The 17,828-nt window shown below is 47.7% G+C and carries 16 protein-coding genes; 7 read left to right on the plus strand and 9 right to left on the minus strand.

All coding sequences use genetic code 11. The annotated features are described in order from the left end of the window. Positions 1 to 12: 12 nt before the first annotated feature. The 4 genes from FEN17_RS04825 to FEN17_RS04840 are packed head-to-tail and all read left to right on the plus strand — an operon-like array spanning position 13 to position 3,408. On the plus strand, positions 13 to 1,011 hold the full coding sequence (locus FEN17_RS04825) for a 2-dehydro-3-deoxygalactonokinase (protein WP_138364148.1): 999 nt from the start codon (positions 13 to 15) through the stop codon (positions 1,009 to 1,011). After that, on the plus strand, positions 1,008 to 1,646 hold the full coding sequence (locus tag FEN17_RS04830) for a bifunctional 4-hydroxy-2-oxoglutarate aldolase/2-dehydro-3-deoxy-phosphogluconate aldolase (protein WP_138364149.1): 639 nt from the start codon (positions 1,008 to 1,010) through the stop codon (positions 1,644 to 1,646). The genes FEN17_RS04825 and FEN17_RS04830 overlap by 4 nt, the downstream gene beginning before the upstream one ends. Further along, positions 1,646 to 2,941 (plus strand): MFS transporter, encoded by a 1,296-nt coding sequence (locus tag FEN17_RS04835; RefSeq protein ID WP_138364150.1) that lies wholly within the window; start codon positions 1,646 to 1,648, stop codon positions 2,939 to 2,941. The genes FEN17_RS04830 and FEN17_RS04835 overlap by 1 nt, the downstream gene beginning before the upstream one ends. 5 nt (positions 2,942 to 2,946) lie before the next feature. Then, positions 2,947 to 3,408: a GNAT family N-acetyltransferase gene (locus tag FEN17_RS04840; protein WP_138364151.1), complete on the plus strand. Its 462-nt coding sequence runs from the start codon at positions 2,947 to 2,949 to the stop codon at positions 3,406 to 3,408. Between the two features lie 7 nt (positions 3,409 to 3,415). Here FEN17_RS04840 and FEN17_RS04845 read toward each other — a convergent pair whose 3' ends face one another. From FEN17_RS04845 to FEN17_RS04855, 3 genes are all read right to left on the minus strand, one after another. Beyond that, complete coding sequence (locus FEN17_RS04845) at positions 3,416 to 3,766, minus strand: hypothetical protein (RefSeq protein WP_138364152.1); 351 nt, start codon at positions 3,764 to 3,766, stop codon at positions 3,416 to 3,418. Between the two features lie 55 nt (positions 3,767 to 3,821). Beyond that, on the minus strand, positions 3,822 to 4,661 hold the full coding sequence (locus tag FEN17_RS04850; RefSeq protein WP_138364153.1) for a hypothetical protein: 840 nt from the start codon (positions 4,659 to 4,661) through the stop codon (positions 3,822 to 3,824). 139 nt (positions 4,662 to 4,800) lie between these two features. Further along, complete coding sequence (locus tag FEN17_RS04855; RefSeq protein ID WP_138364154.1) at positions 4,801 to 5,025, minus strand: hypothetical protein; 225 nt, start codon at positions 5,023 to 5,025, stop codon at positions 4,801 to 4,803. A 194-nt stretch (positions 5,026 to 5,219) separates the two neighbouring features. Here FEN17_RS04855 and FEN17_RS04860 point away from each other — a divergent pair, with 194 nt between their 5' ends. Further along, positions 5,220 to 5,669: a nuclear transport factor 2 family protein gene (locus FEN17_RS04860; RefSeq protein ID WP_138364155.1), complete on the plus strand. Its 450-nt coding sequence runs from the start codon at positions 5,220 to 5,222 to the stop codon at positions 5,667 to 5,669. A 218-nt stretch (positions 5,670 to 5,887) separates the two neighbouring features. Here FEN17_RS04860 and FEN17_RS04865 read toward each other — a convergent pair whose 3' ends face one another. Next, a complete protein-coding gene (locus FEN17_RS04865; protein WP_138364156.1) occupies positions 5,888 to 7,603 on the minus strand; it encodes a helix-turn-helix transcriptional regulator in 1,716 nt (571 codons plus the stop codon). A 370-nt stretch (positions 7,604 to 7,973) separates the two neighbouring features. On the opposite strand from FEN17_RS04865, the gene FEN17_RS04870 reads away from it, so the two are divergent. After that, positions 7,974 to 10,208, plus strand: coding sequence for a bifunctional alpha,alpha-trehalose-phosphate synthase (UDP-forming)/trehalose-phosphatase (locus FEN17_RS04870; RefSeq protein ID WP_138364157.1), 2,235 nt, complete (start codon positions 7,974 to 7,976; stop codon positions 10,206 to 10,208). A 60-nt stretch (positions 10,209 to 10,268) separates the two neighbouring features. Here FEN17_RS04870 and FEN17_RS04875 read toward each other — a convergent pair whose 3' ends face one another. From FEN17_RS04875 to FEN17_RS04895, 5 genes are all read right to left on the minus strand, one after another. Continuing rightward, positions 10,269 to 10,520, minus strand: coding sequence for a hypothetical protein (locus FEN17_RS04875; protein WP_138364158.1), 252 nt, complete (start codon positions 10,518 to 10,520; stop codon positions 10,269 to 10,271). Positions 10,521 to 10,762: 242 nt separating this feature from the next. Then, the gene (locus FEN17_RS04880) at positions 10,763 to 11,833 is read right to left on the minus strand and encodes a dipeptidase (RefSeq protein WP_138364159.1); all 1,071 of its coding nucleotides are present in this window, start codon (positions 11,831 to 11,833) and stop codon (positions 10,763 to 10,765) included. Between the two features lie 19 nt (positions 11,834 to 11,852). Continuing rightward, entirely contained in the window at positions 11,853 to 12,962 is a 1,110-nt protein-coding gene (locus FEN17_RS04885; protein WP_138364160.1) for a D-TA family PLP-dependent enzyme, read from the minus strand. Between the two features lie 34 nt (positions 12,963 to 12,996). Further along, positions 12,997 to 13,473, minus strand: coding sequence for a RidA family protein (locus FEN17_RS04890; protein ID WP_138364161.1), 477 nt, complete (start codon positions 13,471 to 13,473; stop codon positions 12,997 to 12,999). Between the two features lie 105 nt (positions 13,474 to 13,578). Then, positions 13,579 to 14,883 (minus strand): GntT/GntP/DsdX family permease, encoded by a 1,305-nt coding sequence (locus FEN17_RS04895; protein WP_138364162.1) that lies wholly within the window; start codon positions 14,881 to 14,883, stop codon positions 13,579 to 13,581. A gap of 281 nt (positions 14,884 to 15,164) precedes the next feature. Between FEN17_RS04895 and gyrA the strand changes: the two genes are divergently transcribed. After that, the gene (gene gyrA / locus FEN17_RS04900; RefSeq protein WP_138364163.1) at positions 15,165 to 17,798 is read left to right on the plus strand and encodes a DNA gyrase subunit A; all 2,634 of its coding nucleotides are present in this window, start codon (positions 15,165 to 15,167) and stop codon (positions 17,796 to 17,798) included. Positions 17,799 to 17,828: the final 30 nt, after the last annotated feature.

Below are 17,828 nucleotides of genomic sequence, written 5' to 3' on the forward strand. Positions count from 1 at the left end.
AACAATCGATCTATGAAAAAATATCTGCTTAGCTGTGACTGGGGGACGTCGTCTTTCCGGTTGAGACTTGTCCATTTGCCGGACCAAAGCATTGTCGGTGAAATCGTTTCCAAAAATGGTGTCGGGGATACTTTCAATGTGTGGCGGGAAAAGGGAATTCAGCTGATGCCGAGGGAAGAATTTTTCAAAAAACATTTAAAAGAGCAGGTCGATTTTCTTTCCCGCGACCTGGAAATAGACTTGACCGGCGTGCCGATCGTACTTTCGGGCATGGCCTCTTCTTCGATTGGCATGCTGGAAATTCCGTACGCCAATGTGCCATTTGACCTCGACGGAAGCAATGTGCTCACGCGGTTTATCGAGTCACAGCCTGCATTTCCGAATGAAATCATCATTATTTCCGGCGCGCGGAGCAGTCAGGATGTGATGCGCGGCGAAGAAACGCAGCTGGTAGGCTTGCATCAGCTTGTACATTTTGCCAGCCAGGAGGAATCGATCTTTATTTTCCCGGGTACGCATTCCAAGCACATGTATGTAAAAAGCGGCCAGCTGGTTGATTTCAAAACCTTTATGACCGGAGAAGTTTTCAACCTCATGGCGACTCAGAGCATTCTGAAAGATTCCGTGGACCTGGAACAGCTGGCGGATTTGAGTGAAAGTGACTGGGAACCGTTTCGTGCCGGGGTGCGGGAATCGGGTTCAGGGTTTATTTTAAATTCCCTTTTTACGGTCAGGACCAACCAGCTTTTTAATGTGATGAGCAAAAAGCAGAACGCCATGTACCTCAGCGGCGTGCTGATCGGCTCTGAGCTGCGGTACCTGATGGGTGAGCGCGGGAAGGAATTTGCTTTATGCAGCGGAAACAATCTTTTTGAACTATATCAAACAGGCATCAGCGAGCTGGGCCTGGCAGAAAATACGAAAATCATTTCATCGGAAATCGTAGATATCGCCGCTATGACGGGACATATCCGCATTTTCGAACACCAGAAATCAAAATTGGAATTATGAGTCAAGGTAAATTTTCAGAGGCGCTTTTTGCGAAGGCACCGCTCGTCGGCATTATCCGGAATGTGGCATTGGAAGATTTGAAACAAATTCTCCCGATATTCCGTGAAGTAGGTTTAACCACCGTCGAAATCACGATGAACACTGCAGGAGCGACGGAAATGATCCGGTATGCGATTGAAAATGAGGGAGAAGGCCTGAACATTGGTGCCGGTACAGTGTGTACCAAAGACGACCTGGACGCTGCATTGGAAGCGGGCGCGCAATTCATCGTCACGCCGGTAATTAGCAAAAAAGTGATTAAGTCCTGCGTAAAAAAGAACATTCCGATTTTTCCCGGCGCATTTACGCCCACCGAAATTTACAATGCCTGGACCCTCGGCGCCACAATGGTGAAAATCTATCCTGCTACGTCCCTTGGTCCTGAGTACATTAAAGATTTGAAAGCGCCGATGAACCAACTGAAACTACTTCCGACGGGCGGGGTAAGTCTGGAAAATATGTCGGCTTTTTTGAAAGCGGGTGCAAACGGGCTGGGAATCGGCGGGCAGCTTTTTGACAAGAAACTGATACAGGAAAAAAACTGGGATGAGTTGCGAAGTCACTTCCAGCAGTTTGTGCAAAAACTCTCCATGTGATGGGCCAGATCAAAAATTACCGCTGGATCATCGTTGTCCTGCTTTTTTCGGCAACCACCATCAACTACCTCGACCGCCAGATCATCGGACTTTTGAAACCGATCCTGGAAAAAGAATTTGTATGGACAGAAACCGATTTTGCGCGGATTGTGATGGCATTTACAGCGGCTTATGCGCTGGGTTTGCTGGTTTTCGGCTGGTTGATTGATAAAATCGGTACGAAGGCGGGCTACTCGTTTACCATTATTTTTTGGAGCATTGCCGGTATGCTGCACGCGGTGGCGCGGAGTGCTTTTGGTTTTGGCCTGGCGCGTATCGGATTAGGATTGGGTGAGGCGGGTAACTATCCTGCGGCCGTGAAAACGGTAGCAGAATGGTTTCCCAAAAAGGAGCGCGCGCTAGCGACGGGACTTTTCAATGCAGGTACCAGCATTGGCGTCGTGGTGGCACTGATCCTTGTACCCTGGATTTTGACAAGCTATGGTTGGCAGGAAGTTTTCTGGATTACCGGTGCTCTGGGTTTTGTGTGGCTTATTTTCTGGTTGCTTTTGTATGACATTCCTGCCAAGCAAAAACGACTGACTGCCGAGGAGCTGCACCACATTACTAGCGGCCAGGATCAGGATGAAAATGAAGCCGAGAAGCAGCCGATTAAGTGGATCAAGCTTTTTACATTTCCCCAAACCTGGGCATATATTACCGGAAAAGGGCTTATCGACCCGATTTACTGGTTTTTTCTTTTCTGGCTGCCGTCTTATTTTGCATCAACATTTAACCTGGATTTGAAAAAACCAAGCCTCGAATTGATGTTGATTTACACGGCCACAACCGTGGGAAGTATTGGCGGCGGCTACCTTTCATCCTGGCTGATCAAAAGAGGCTGGCCGACATTGAAAGCACGGAAAGCGGTATTACTGGCTTTCGCTTGTCTCGAATTATCCGTGATCACGATCCAGTTTGCCGACGGCGTCTGGGCAGCAGTTGGTTTGATCAGTTTTGCCGTGGCATTGCACCAGGCCTGGGCCACCAATGTATTTACTTTACCTTCCGATTTATTTCCGAAACAGGCAGTGAGCTCGGTAGTCGGCATCGGCGGGATGGCGGGCGCGGTGGGCGGTATACTTTTTCCGATACTGATCGGGAATTTGCTCGATAATTACAAAGCTGCGGGGAACATTCAGGCGGGCTATAACATTATCTTTACGATCTGCGGATTCACCTACCTGGTCGCCTGGACAATTATACATCTTCTGACCAGGACACCTAAGGTGGTCGAGCTGGATGAACTGAGATAATTTCCATGAATACCATTAAAAGAACAGATTCCGAAAACCCCGACTTCGTCGCCCTGGTGAAAATGCTGGACGCTTACCTGGCCGTCACGGATGGCGATGAGCATGCCTTTTACTCGCAGTATAACAAGATCGACAAGATCCGGCACGTCGTTGTTTTCTATGAAAATGATATTGCGATCGGCTGCGGCGCTATCAAACCTTTCGGCGAGGACGCCATGGAAGTGAAGCGAATGTTCGTTACGCCGCAAGGACGCAATAAAGGTATCGCTTCTAAAATGCTCACTGAACTGGAAAACTGGACAAAAGAACTGGGCTACTCACGCTGCGTCCTGGAAACCGGCGCGAGGCAAACCGAAGCCATCGCGCTATACAAGAAAAACGGTTACCAGGTGACGGAGAATTATGGTCAGTATGTGGGCGTGGAAAATAGTGTTTGCTTTGAGAAAAGGTTTTTTCCTTCGCTTTAATGTAAACTTACTTTTTGGTGATTGATGTGATCGTGATGTAAGGCGGAATCGCGACGAGCGACTCGCCAGAATAGCAGGTTGATTTCAGATCTCCGCTGATTATGTAATTCCTAACCTTATAATTTTCCGCTTTCTGCCAGGTTGAGTCGACTTCACAGGCTACTGCACCGGTTCTTGCAGATGTTGAATCACTGGTGTCGTAAATGGTAAAGTTTCCGTGACCATGATATGTGGCTTCCAGGTTTGCAACTTGCTTAAAAGGCTTACCATCGCAGCCGCATTCCGGCTCAGGATTTTTTTTCTTGCATGAAAATGCCAGTGACATTAAGACAAATACCAGAAAGGAGCTTGTTTTCATAACAGTGGATTTATTCTTTAACTTTCAAAGAATCCAGTTCGGCGTTTAAGCCGCATCAATACACAAAATTTAATGTATAAACCGTCCCTCCGGCTGAATCACTTTTGACGGTGACTTTGCTTGGGTAGCCGTTTGGCAGGTACTCGTAGGTATAGTCGACGTGGTAAGCCGAGCCGTTTGTAGCGACGCGGGTTTCGCGCACAATGTTGTTGGGGCTAAAAGAGTTGACCGACATTTGTCCCTGCCAGTCTATTCCGAGGTGGAAGAAAGGATTTGGGTGGTTGTCATACTCATATTTGATAATGCCCGTCATGCCATTCTGGTCATAGATGGTACTGGCGCTTTCAATGACATTATGCTGAGCGTCACGGGTATAGGTGGCGCTGTAATCTGTTCCCGGCGCATTTTTGGCGGTCATCACCTGCTTGATAATGTATCCGTTATCGTCGAAAAAGTAAATGCGGTTGTACAATTGCGGATAGGTGAAATACTCCTCGGTGAGCTTTCTGACCGAATCATTAGCCGGCGCCTCGAAGGTCAGGTTGTAAAATGGTTTGAAATCGGGTGAGACCGAGCCGCCCTCTGGTGAAACACTGGCAGAAATGACCTTGTAGGTAGTTGGGATACCGGCGTTGCGGGTGAAGCTGCCGGTACCAAAATGCGCCGGTTTTTCAAATGCAGCATAGCGCAATTCCTGGCTCAGATAATTTCCTTCGTAAACGTATTCTGCCAGCAACCGATTGTTATACAGCAATTTCTGCAACTTCACATCCGCGCCGCGGGAGCCGAATGGTGCCTGCTGCCTTTCCAGGTAAGAGAGGTCCGGGGCGGTTTCCTTGTCTTTTTTGCAGGAAATAAATCCGGCGAGAAGGAGTAAGAAGTAAAATTTTTTCACGGCCTGAGGGAAAATATTTGTGTTGAACAAGTTACAAATATTCGGATTATAAATGTTTACGCAAACAAAAATGAAAATGCTAAATACTTACATTTAAAAAGGGAGATACTTTGCGAATGTATCTCCCTTTTTAAATGTACTATCTCCTGTATCTTCCTCTTACCCACACGTAGCGTCCTCGTTTCCAGACATAATGACCAGGATCCCAGTGATGCTGGGGCGAAGGCTGGCGAGGTATTACTTCCACTCTAACCGGTGGCGGCGAAGGTCTTGGAGCTGCGGGCCTCACTACGCAGGATGCCATGGACAATAGCAGGAATGTCGCTGCCAGGATATGGTTTCTGAAACTCTTTGGATTTTTCATAACGATCGGTTTTTAGGTTCTCTGGACTTCCGGCAAAACTGCCGCAATGTGTTTTAGAGGGTTTCAGGCAGGAAAGGTTTAAATGATCGCGTTTTTAGCAGAAGTTGTGGTGCTTTATAAGTAAACAAGCCGCTCAAAACCGTTTTTATCTCAGGAATAAACAGCATTAAATATTTAACTAAAATCAAGAAACGATGAAACTGAGCTTCAAAAGCGGGGTACTGGTAATGTTTTCACTCATGATGAGCGCGACGCTGAGCTTTGCGCAGAGCAAAGACGAGGCGGATGTGGCCAAGGCGGTCGAGTCGCTGCGGGTGCTGCTGGTGGAGCCGACCAAAAAAGGACTGGAAGAAATTTCTGCAAAGGAGCTTAGCTACGGGCACTCCAATGGTATGGTGGAAGATCAGTCAACTTTTGTTGAATCGCTAATGAGCCTGAAATACGATTTTGTGACGATGGAACTGACCGAGCAAACGATCAAAGTGGTGGGTAATGCAGCGATCGTGCGTCACATCCTGACAGCCAAAACCAACGATGCCGGAAAGGGACCGGGCACGGCTAATATCAAAGTTTTGCAGGTATGGCAGAAGCAGGGAAGCAAGTGGATTTTGATTGCGCGTCAGGCGGTGAAGATCGTGGCCTGAACTGATCCGGTGCGCTTCACCATAGAAGGTGGGCGCACCGAATTTTAGGGAGGAGGATTTAACGTAAGCTTAAACGTTGAGTAAAATGCGTTTGTGTTTTCAAATGTAGAAATAGCTTTGTGAAATCCTGAATTAATGGCATTTCAAAAACATTCCAATTTGTTCAGTATTGATTTACAAGCGGTTGACGCGCGAGAATTTTGCGTAAGTGTTTTCTCTTAGATGGAACCGACCACATCATTGAGGTTTGATTCTTCTGGAAGGTTCAGCTTTTTCCTGATCCGGTGGCGGATAACCCGCACACTTTGCACGGAAATTCCCAAAGTACTGGCCATTTCTTTGTATCCCAAATTAAGTTTGGCGAGCGCCATAAACCGGGTTTCGGCAGGGGTAAGGCCCGGCAATTTTTCCCTCAGCCGCGAAAGGTATCCCACATGTATTTTGTCAAAAAGCCGGCGGAAATATTCCCACTGCTCGTCGGTGAGGATTGTGATTTTTTGTAATTCCGCCACAGCCTGATCATTGGCGCTCATCCCGTAGCGCGCGGTAAGTTCTTCCACGAGTTGATTTTTCTCCGAGATACTGCGCGTGAATTCTTCCAGCTGCTGGGTGGCAAAATTGAGTTCCTGCTCCGCTCTTTTGAGCTGGTCCTCGGAGCGGCGCTGCTTTTCGCGCACCTGGTAATAGTAGGTTTTATAAAAATACAGCGCAAGAACGATCAGGAGAATGATCAGTATAAAAAGAATGTTGCGTTCCAGGGTTTTGATCTGCTGCTCCGCCGCGATGCTTTCCAGGGTAGCCCGGTGCTCCTGCAACTTGGAGCGCTCCGATGCACGCAGCATTTGAATCGAATTAAACTCTTTGGCCAGCTTATCGTGGAGCTGATTGGCAGAATCGAGGTATGTATTCGTCAGGTCAAAATTTCCCTGCGCGGCATTTACTTTGGCAAAAACCTGGTAGAGCTGCTCCGACTTTTTCGGCGGGTTTGTCCGGCTGATCAACCCCTGCGCATCTTTCATGGCGACGGCCGCATCCGCGAACCTTTTTTGCCTGAAATAAATGTCGCTGATGCGGGTCATCGAGCCTGCTGCCTGCTCAAAATCACCGATCAGCTTTGCCTGATTCACGCTGCTTAGGAGCAGAGGGAGGGCTTTTTCGTAGTTGCCGCGCAGATAGGCTGTATGTCCAAGGTCACCCTGCGCGATGCCCTTCCAGACATTATAATCGCCCAGCTTAACATTCTCAATGATTTTTTGAAAATAAAAATCAGCGGAATCCAGCATTCCTTCCTTGATATAGCTCAACCCGATGGTGTTCATCGCAATGTTGTGCACGCCAAGATGTTCAAAGATCACTTCGGCTTTGAGAGCCTCCCTGGAAAAAGTAATGGCACTTTTATAGTTGGCAAAAAAGTAATAAGATTCGCCGATGCGTGTCAGGATCACGGCTTTTTCAGGAAGCTCTTTGCCCGAAATATGGGCCAGACGCTTGTGAATGTCGAAAAACAGCTCAAATGCCTTTTCGTAATTTTTGGTAAAATACCAGTAAACGTGCGCCAGCTGTACCCGCGCCCGGATCTGCATTTGCTGGTTTTCCTGCTGATCGGCCTTCGTGATCAGGGCATTCAATTCGTTGATCACCTTGCCAGGCTTCATGCCCGGTACCGATGTCAGCATGGCAATGTGAATGTAATCGGCTTCCAGCAGCAGCTCATCATCGCCCGCCCTGGCCGCCTGCGACCTGATTTTTGCGATGGATTCATTCGTAGTGACAGTATCGATGTGATTGACATTGTGATCGATAAAGTTCCGCATGTCCGAATATCGCTCAGCGTGTTTTTTATTGAGCCAGTGTTCAAACTGCGCTGCTCCCGGAGAGGAGGCCAGAACGAAAAGAAACAGGAATGCAAACCGCTTCTGTAAAAATACGGGCATCGGGGATGGGCGGAAACTGGGTGTACTGCAATACGAAAAGGAAAAGTACACCAAAAGCTGATCAAAAAAAATGGCGACCATTTCTGACCGCCAGCAACCCACAACAAAAAGTGGCACAGTGTTAATCTGCGATTACATAGTTGTAGTCCTTGACTAATCTTAGGTTCGCAAGAACCCGTATTTGTGGTCAGACATCACCTTAGTTTATAGAAAACAGCAAAGTTTTTTGCTTGCGTCGTCTTTGACAGACTTGCCCGGATAAAACCGGTTCCTTTTAAAATGATGAGAGAGGTTGCGGCCGCTAAGCTAGTTATTTTTCCGTTTTAACAAACGCTGCTGGCACAGGTTTTGAGGCTTGTGCAGCAACGCTATGAAAAATTTACGCTCAGAAAAGTCGGGTAAGTTAATTATTGTCGCCTATCGGTTGCCTTTCAAATTGGTCTGGGAGAATGAAGAAGTTCGCTTGTTCCAGAATTCCGGCGGCCTGGTTTCAGCGGTACTTTCGCTGGTAAAAAGCCAAAATAATGCTGCTTTCAATGCGGATGAGAAGATCCAGTGGATTGGTTTCTCAGAAAATTCGCCGGAAGAGCTGGAAGGACAATCGATGGAAAATGAACATTTCCAGGCGCACCCGGTTTTCATTCCGGCAGATGTCAATGAAAATTACTACGAAGGATTTTGCAACAACCTGCTCTGGCCGCTGTGCCACTATTTCCCCTCACTGGCGCGGTTCGACGACGCTTATTTCGAAGCGTACCAGACGGCGAATCAACTGTTTTTTGAAAAGCTGGCGGAGGTGATACAGCCGGGAGATACGGTTTGGGTGCAGGATTATCAGTTAATGTTGCTGCCCGCGCTGATCCGCAACCATTTTCCTTCCAATAAAGTCGGCTTCTTTTTTCACATTCCGTTTCCTTCTTTTGAACTGTTCCGGATGCTGCCGGTGGCCTGGCGTAAAGCGCTGGTTGATGGGATGTTGGGTTCGGATGTGATCGGTTTTCATACCAATGATTATGTCGAATATTTCCTGAAAGCCGCCCGGCTCGTGTCGGGATACGGCAATAAGCTGCATTATATTAATATGAGTAACCGGATCGTGAAAGTCGATTCTTTCCCGATCAGCATTGATTTTGACCAGTTTAACGAAGCTTTTGAAGATCCCGGCGTGGTGCAGGCGAGATACGACGCACGACTTTCACTGAAAGAGAAGATCATCTTTTCGGTTGACCGGCTCGATTATTCCAAAGGCATCATCCACCGGCTGCGCGGTTACCAGCGGTTCCTGGAAACTTACCCGGATTGGCACGAAAAGGTTTCGTTTGTGATGGTGGTGGTTCCTTCGCGGGATACCATCGAACAATATCAACAAATGAAATCCGACATTGACCAGACGGTCGGACGCATTAATGCAGATTACGGCACCATTTCCTGGCAGCCGATCATTTACCAATATCGCTCGATGCCTTATCCCGAGCTGGTTGGCATGTATACTGCCAGCGACGTGGCGCTCATTACGCCGGTGCGGGATGGTATGAACCTGGTTTGCAAGGAGTATGTGGCCAGCCGGCAAGACAATCGGGGTGTATTGATACTCAGTGAAATGGCCGGAGCAGCAGCCGAATTAGGTGAGGCGCTGATCATTAACCCGCTGGACAAACAGGACATTGCGGATGCCATCAACACGGCATTTGTAATGCCCGAAGAAGAACAAATGAAACGTATGGAGGCTATGCGTCAGCGCATCAGGGATTACGATGTGTTTGCCTGGACCAATGACTTTTTTACCCAAATGACCATGCTTGAATTAGAACATGAAAGGTTGCGCCAGGTTTTCCTGACCAACAAAGGAATTGACGCGATCAGGAAGGCTTATGAGTCTTCGAGCAATAGAATTTTATTTTTTGACTACGACGGAACACTGGCGCCGATCGTACCGGACCCGGCAAAGGCGATCATTTCAGAAGATGTGAAAAAGCTTTTGCTGGATATTGCCAAAAGAGATACGGTGATTATTGTGAGTGGAAGGGACCGGCATTTTCTGGATAAATTGTTCCATGACCTGCCGGTGCACATCATTGCCGAGCACGGCGCTTTGATCAAGACAAAAGAAAGCGGCGAGTGGCTGCTGAATGATAATTACGAGGAAAACTGGAAGGATAGCATTCGTCCGATCATGGATATTTATGCCAAAAGGTGTCCCGGTGCCTTCGTGGAAGAAAAAGAAACTGCGCTTGCCTGGCATTACCGTACCGCCGACGATAAGTTGTATGCAACCCGCCGGGCGCAGGAATTACTCTGGCAACTCAAAAACTACATCCAGCCTGAACTGAATTTGCAGGTGATCGATGGAAATAAAGTAGTGGAGGTCAAGAAAACGGCTTTCAATAAAGGTACTTCGGCACGCATGTTCGTGGAGAACGGCAACTACGATTTTATTCTGGCGATTGGGGATGATACCACGGATGAAGATATGTTTGAAGCGTTGCCGGAGAGCTCTTTTACGATTAAGATCGGTGATGATCTTTCGGCGGCGAGGAACCACATTCGCAGCCAGGAAGAAGTATTTTATTTTCTGAATTTCATGGTTTCTTCGATAGGCGAATAGACAGAAAACAAGAAAGGCCAGGATAACCTGGCCTTTCTTGTTTTAATAAAAATCTCGATATCAGCCGATTGCCAGGCCACCGGGCTCTTCCAAATTTTCGAGCTTAAGAAAGTGGCAGACATAGCCTGCGGAGCGGAGTGTCGCCTGGATCAATGTGAAATCGGATAGCTCGGAAGTCAGCGTCAGCAAAAAATCCTGAAAATCGTACGCCCAATGTTTGACATTGAGCTGTTTGAGGCAATCGTGTAATCTTTGGAACGACTTATTGTTTTGTATTCTCGTCCTGAATGAAATCTTATATGTTCTTGCCATTTGTTGTGACCGGGTAAATAAATTTAAGTAATGCTTTCTCCGCAAAGAGTAACATATTCAAATGTCAATCTTATTTATATTAATTACAAATAAGAAAGTAGAATTGTTGCAGGCCGCGGAAATAAAAAAGCTTTGCATTACGATGGCGTAAGTTGCAAAGCTTTTCTGAGATTACTTATTATTATAATATTAAGAAAGTATTAGATTTTATAAATCCGAAACTTACTATTTGTCCAACTACTTCAATCCCAGTTTCTTCCCAGGAAATCCACCCAATTTCGCCACATGATCTGCTCAATGTCCTGCTCCGAGTAGCCGCGGGCGCGTAATAGGCCAGGGATGGTTTGCAAATCTGCGATTGAATCCATATCGCCCGGGGATTGTTCCTTCCCGTAAGCTCCGTCCAGGTCCGAACCGATCCCGACGTGCAGCGCATTACCCGCGAGCTGGCAAATATGGTCGATATGCTGTACCACATGCTCGATCTTCAAACCTGTACTTTCCGGCGTCGATTTTCCGCGGATCCAGCCAGGTATCATCATCCACGCATCAAATGCCATCCCGATCACCGCTTGTCTTTCCAGCAAGACCTTGATCATTTCATCGGAAAACTGCCGGTTGTGCGGCGTGATAGCACGTACCAGGTTGTGACTTGCCCAAACCGGCCCTTTGTAAAGATCCATCGCTTCCCAGAATGCCGTATCGCACAAATGCGTCGCGTCGAGGATCATATCCAGCGCATCCATTTCCGCCAGCAGATCTTTTCCTTTTTGATTTAAAGGAGCGTCTGAGTCTGTACCATAGGCATATACGCCCGGCCCATAATGTGCCGGACCTACGGCGCGCAACCCGTATCCGTACGCGATTTCAAGGTTATTGAGACTAATAAACGAGTCGGCACCTTCGAGGCTGAGGATGTAGCCAATCGGCAAATTTTCCGTGAATTCAGACTTTTGCCAGAGATCCAGGTGATATTGCAGTCCGGCAAGGTTGGTGATCTGCACCATTTCGCCTGCGTCTTCCATGGCTTTGTACCACGCGATCTGTGCTTGTGTCTGCGCCCAGGCCTGCGCCTGCGAATGCCAGCCTGGAATTTTACTATCCGGTTTGATAAACCGCGCGATCTGCGTGGCGACGCACATACCGATGTTGCCTTTGCGCATTTCAGGGAAACTTACTACGCCTTTGCCGCGGTCGGGCTTGTCGGTCAGATGTTTTTCGCGATCGCGGATTGCATACAAATCCTGGGTTAAGTCCCGGTTCCATTCCACGGCATTCATGGAAAGGTCGAGATGGGCATCGAATAGGAACATTATAAAAGTTTTTTGTAGGTCAAATTGTTATTCTTCTGCTGCGGGCGGTGATTTTCCACTCGTCGGTCACTTCACCGTTTTCAATAATGCTGGCAAAATCGTGCAGCGCCACAGTCGGGCAAACGTGGTAGGGGATCGCGTAAAGCACATCACCAATCTGCATTTGCTCCCAATGTTCGTGGGTTACTTCCAGCACGCCGTGTTCTTCGCTCTGGCTCAGGACGGTGTAGTTGGTGAGATTCAGAAATTTAATGCGGTTCTGGATCGGATTTTCGGCGGATATCGCTTTGTGTCCCAGATCAATTGTGATATTTCCCGGGGCAGGTTTTGAAATCACCCTTGTCAAAATGACGGCTGCGTGCTCAAAAGGTTGTCCGTCAAAACGGTCACCATAGCCCCAGTCCCAGAGCACATTCGTACCCGGGCTCAGGTAAACGTGCGGCCGCATGGCGTGGACTGTGAAAGACGGAGAACCGCCCGCAATCGCCATCGGCTCTTTTCCAATATCCGATTTGATCAGATCCAAAAGCGGCAAAACGGTTTCATAAGCATTGTCCGCCGTCGTCTTTCTTTCCGAAAATTCCGCATCCCGAATATGCCCGTCGTAAATGTGCACGCCGGTCAATGTAATGTGCGTCAGGGTGGAGATAAAGCGGTAAAACGACAGGATACTTTCGTCCGTAGCGTGACCGGTACGGTTCATGCCATTGTTTACATCCAGAAAAACTGGCGAAATTTGTCCATGATCCAGGGAAGCCGCATTCAGGTCGAGCGCAGATTTTTCATTATCAACCAGACTTGAAAACACGACATACGGATAGGCCTCACGCAACTTAAAAAGCCTCGCAATGTTAGGCCCGACCATTTGGTAAGCAATCAAAATCCACTTGGCGCCTGCGTCAGCCAGCATTTCGGCTTCGGCGATGGTCGCGCATTTGTATTTGCTGATACCCTGTTCCAGTTGCATCCGGACAATCTCAGGCGTCTTATGCGTTTTAACATGCGGCACAAGTCGCTCCGCATCTCCCGCCAGATTGATCATATTACGGATATTCGTCTCGATCCGGTTTTTATAAAAAAGCAAAGACGGTGAGATGACCTGATCCGGATTGTTAAGCGTGAACCACATGGAGTTTTAAATTTTGAATGAGTGAATCACTTACTTATTTCTCTTCCAGCTCAAACATCGCCTCAATCTCCACGGGAATATTATCCGGCAATGTGCCCATACCGACGGCGCTTCTCACGCCGATGCCATTTTCTTCACCCCATACTTTGGCAAACAGCTCGCTGCAACCGTTGATAATGAAGGGATGTTTTTCGAAATCCGTCGTACAATTCACCATTCCTAAAACTTTAATTACCCTTTTCACCCGGTTGAGGCTGCCCAGGTTTGCCTTTAATGTGGCCAGAATCGCGAGTCCGACCTGGCGCGCGGCCAGCTTTCCCTGATCCGCATCCATATCTTTTCCGATGCGTCCTTTTATTAATGTACCATCGTCCTGCACCGTGCCGTGGCCCGAAACATATACCCACCTTTTATCGACAATCAGCAAAGGTTTGTAGACGCCCAAAGGCTTGGGAGCGGGAGGTAATGTGAGGCCGAGTGCAGCAAAGTTTGATTCTGGTGTAGTTTCCATATTGATAAAAATGGTGAAGCCCTGAGGCTGGATTATTGAACGCTCAGCCAGAAAAGACGTTAAGAAAGTCCCTCTCAAATGTTGGCAAAATAGCGTCAGAACTGTTTAAACAAACAAATTTAATATTAAAACGCCCAGTAGCCCCATGATCGAAACAATAGTTTCCATGACCGACCAGGTAAGCAGGGTGTCTTTGATGCTGAGGTTGAAATATTCTTTGAAGAGCCAGAAACCGCCGTCATTGAGGTGAGAAAACATCAAACTTCCTGATCCTATGGCGAGTACGAGTAGCTCCGGCGGCACTGCGGAGTTGACCAGAAGCGGCGAAAGTATACCCACGGTCGTTAGCCCGGCTACGGTGGCAGAGCCTACACAAACCCGGATCACCGCAGCGATTCCCCAGCTCAAAAGGAGGGGAGAAATGTTAATCCCTTTTAAGCTTTCGGCGATAAAGGTGCTTACACCGCTGGCGGTCATAACTTCCTTAAAAACACCTGCACCGGCAATGATCAGCAGGATCACGGAAACACCTTTAAAGGCTTCTTCCATGGATTTGCTGATGTTTTTCATCGTCATTCCGCGAAGAATCCCCAGGGTATACGCCGCGAAAAGAACTGAGAGCAGCATGCCGAAATAGGGTTCGGCGAGCAGACCGATAATTTTGTTGTCAGGATAAATCTTTTTGATTCCCGACATGGTTGTCAGCAAGAAAACGGGAAGCAGCGCGGTGACAACGCTTATTCCCAGGCCGGGAAGTTCGGAAGTGGGCCTGGGTGTGACATTAAAAAGATCTTCATCGGGTTTTGGCTGGAAACGTTTCAATGTACTTCCGAACAGCGGGCCGGCCACAGCAATCGCGGGAAGCGAGACGATCATTCCGTAAAATAATGTTTTTCCAAGATCGGCATGCAACTGGCTGGCGATGGCGGCAGGTGAGGGGTGGGGTGGGAGATAACCGTGCGCGACGGATAAAGCAGATAACATCGGAACACCCACATATAATAAAGGAAGCCGGGCCGTGGCGCTGATCATGAAAATCAGCGGGATCACAATCACAAAACCAGCATTATAAAAAAGCGGAATACCGATCACAAAACCCGCCAGCGCCATACCCCACTGAATGTATTTTTTACCAAATAAACCGATCAGCGCGTCGGTAATCCTCTGAGCAGCACCACTATCCGCCACCATTTTTCCCAGCATTGCACCAAATCCCACGATCAGAACGAGGTCGCCCAGGGTACCTCCTACACCTTTTTGGATGGCCTTACTCACTGTTTCAACATCCAGACCGCTGGCCAGGCCGAGCCCGATGGAGACGAGCAGGAAGGAAATGAATGTGTCAATTTTGAGCCAGGCAATTAAAAGGATGAGTGTGAGAATTGCGACAAAAGTGAGTAATAAGGGCATAGGTGAAAGGCTGGAAATGTAAGCTTACTTTTAGAAGCGGGAAGAAACTAAAATTTAATGACAGATGCCAAATAAGTTTTCCGCGTGGGATTTTCGGGATAAAAGCCGTGAGATCACGGACATAGAAAATGAGGTTGAAATAGCATTAAAGATAGTTTGTTAGAATGCTTTAAAATAGCGAAATTTGACTTTTTGGTGTTGCAAACATTGTATTAATTCATTGAGCAGTTGAACGTTTTCAATCTCTCACTTAACAACTTTCGATTCTTTTCTAACACTTTATGGCAGAATCTTCTGGTGAAAATATAATCCCGATTAATATTGAGGATGAAATGCGGGGTGCATACATCGATTACTCGATGTCCGTAATCATTTCCCGCGCTTTGCCCGACGTTCGCGATGGCTTGAAACCTGTACACAGACGGGTTCTATATGGAATGTCGGACCTGGGCGTCAATTACAACCGCGCTCATAAAAAATCCGCTCGTATAGTAGGGGAGGTTTTGGGTAAATATCACCCGCATGGAGATTCCTCGGTATATAATACCATGGTACGTATGGCCCAGCCGTGGTCACTGCGCTATCCTTTGGTGGATGGGCAGGGTAACTTTGGATCTGTTGACGGTGACAATCCGGCGGCGATGCGTTATACCGAAGCCAGGCTGAAACGTCTTGCTGACGAGCTCCTGAGCGATTTGAACAAAGATACCGTTGATTTTCAGCCCAACTTTGACGATTCGCTGAGTGAACCTTCGGTACTTCCTTCCAAATTCCCCAACCTGCTCGTGAACGGTTCGTCCGGTATTGCGGTGGGGATGGCCACCAACATGGCGCCGCACAACCTTTCGGAAGTGGTGGACGGTGTGCTGGCTTTTATCGACGACCCTGAAATCACGATCCCGCAACTGATGGAGCATGTAAAAGCTCCTGACTTTCCAACCGGCGGGATTATATATGGTTATAATGGTGTCCGCTCGGCGATGGAGACTGGACGCGGCAGCATTATCATGCGTTCCAAGGCCCAATTTGAGGTTTCGAAAACCGGCCGTGAGCAGATCATTATCACGGAAATTCCGTATATGACCAACAAGGCGGCGATGATCGAAAGGATCGCGGCGCTGATCAATGACAAAAAACTGGATGGTATTTCTGATATCCGCGATGAGTCGGATAGGGAAGGGATGCGGATTGTTTTTGATTTGAAAAAAGATGCAGTACCTAATATTGTACTGAACCACCTTTTCAAATACACGCCGCTGCAAACATCTTTCGGTGTAAACAACGTGGCTTTGGTAAAAGGCCGCCCTGTTTTGCTGAACCTGAAAGACCTGATCAAACATTATGTAGATCACCGGGTGGTTGTCGTCACACGCCGTACCGAATTTGAACTTCGGGAAGCGGAAAAACGTGCACACATTCTCGAAGGTTTGATCATCGCCCTGGACAACCTGGATGCGGTGATTTCCCTGATCCGCAGCTCGCGTGACCCGGAAACTGCGAAAAACGGTTTGATGGAATCCTTTGCACTGAGCGAAATCCAGGCGAAAGCCATCCTGGAAATGCGTCTGCAAAGGTTGACCGGTCTTGAAAGAGATAAAATTGTCAAGGAATACGAAGAGATCATGCTTTTGATCGCGGATTTGAAAGACATTCTGGCGAATGAATTCCGTAAATACGAGATCATCAAAAACGAGCTGAGCGAAATCAAGGAACGTTACGGCGACGCGCGCAGAACGGTGATCGAATTTTCCGCAGAGGAATTCAGCGACGAGGATATGATCCCCGACGATGAAATGCTGATCACGATTTCGAATGAAGGTTATATCAAACGTACCCCATTATCGGAATACCGAACTCAGACCCGAGGTGGCGTGGGTTCACGCGGTGTGAAAACAAAGGATACCGATTTTACGGAGCATTTGTTCTCGGCTACCATGCTGAATTACCTGCTGATTTTCACGGAATTCGGTAAGTTGTTCTGGATGAAAGTGTATGAAGTGCCGGAGGGTAGCAAGACTTCCAAAGGCCGTCCGATCCAGAATTTGATCAGCCTGGAAAATGGTGATTCAATTCGTTCAGTGATCAACGTTCGCACATTGTCGGATGAGGATTATATCAACAACAATTACCTCATAATGTGTACCCAGCAGGGCACTATCAAGAAAACTTTATTGGAAGCTTATTCTCGTCCACGTACAAATGGTATCATCGCGATCTCGATCAACGAAGGCGACAGATTACTGAACGTGGCTTTGACCAATGGTGATAATGACATTGTGATTGCTTCCAGTGCAGGCCGTGCGGTACGTTTTAACGAAAAAGGTGTTCGCCCGATGGGCCGGACTGCTGCGGGTGTACGTGGTATCAACCTGACTGATCCTGAAAATAAGGTAATCGGTATGGTTTGTATCAACCGGGAAGATGCGCAGCTGCTGGTTGTTTCTGAAAATGGTTTTGGAAAACGCTCAGACATCGATAGTTACCGGATTACAAACCGTGGCGGAAAAGGTGTTTCTACCATGAATGCGACGGATAAGGTAGGTAAACTGGTGGCGATCCGCGAGGTAACCGAGCAGGATGATTTGATGATCATTACCAGAAATGGTATCGCAATCAGAATGAGCGTGCTGGATATTCGTCTGGCTGGCCGTAACACGCAGGGAGTGAAACTGATCCGGTTGAACAATTCCGACGAAATCACTTCGGTAACCCGCATCTTGAAAGATCCGGACGAGAAGGCAGAGGAGCTGGATGAAGACGGAAATGTAATTGAAAAACCCGCTGTACAGGTAATCGGAGGAGATAGCGACGACATTCTGGTTACGGATGAACTGGATGAAACCGACGATGACGACGAAGTGATTGAGGATGACGAGGATGATGAAAATGAGCCTTCTGATGAACCTGAGGCATGATTTTTGTAAAATTTTATATTAATTGATTTA

Origin of the sequence: Dyadobacter luticola, from assembly GCF_005860805.1 — a bacterium.
Taxonomy (GTDB): Bacteria; Bacteroidota; Bacteroidia; order Cytophagales; family Spirosomataceae; genus Dyadobacter; species Dyadobacter luticola.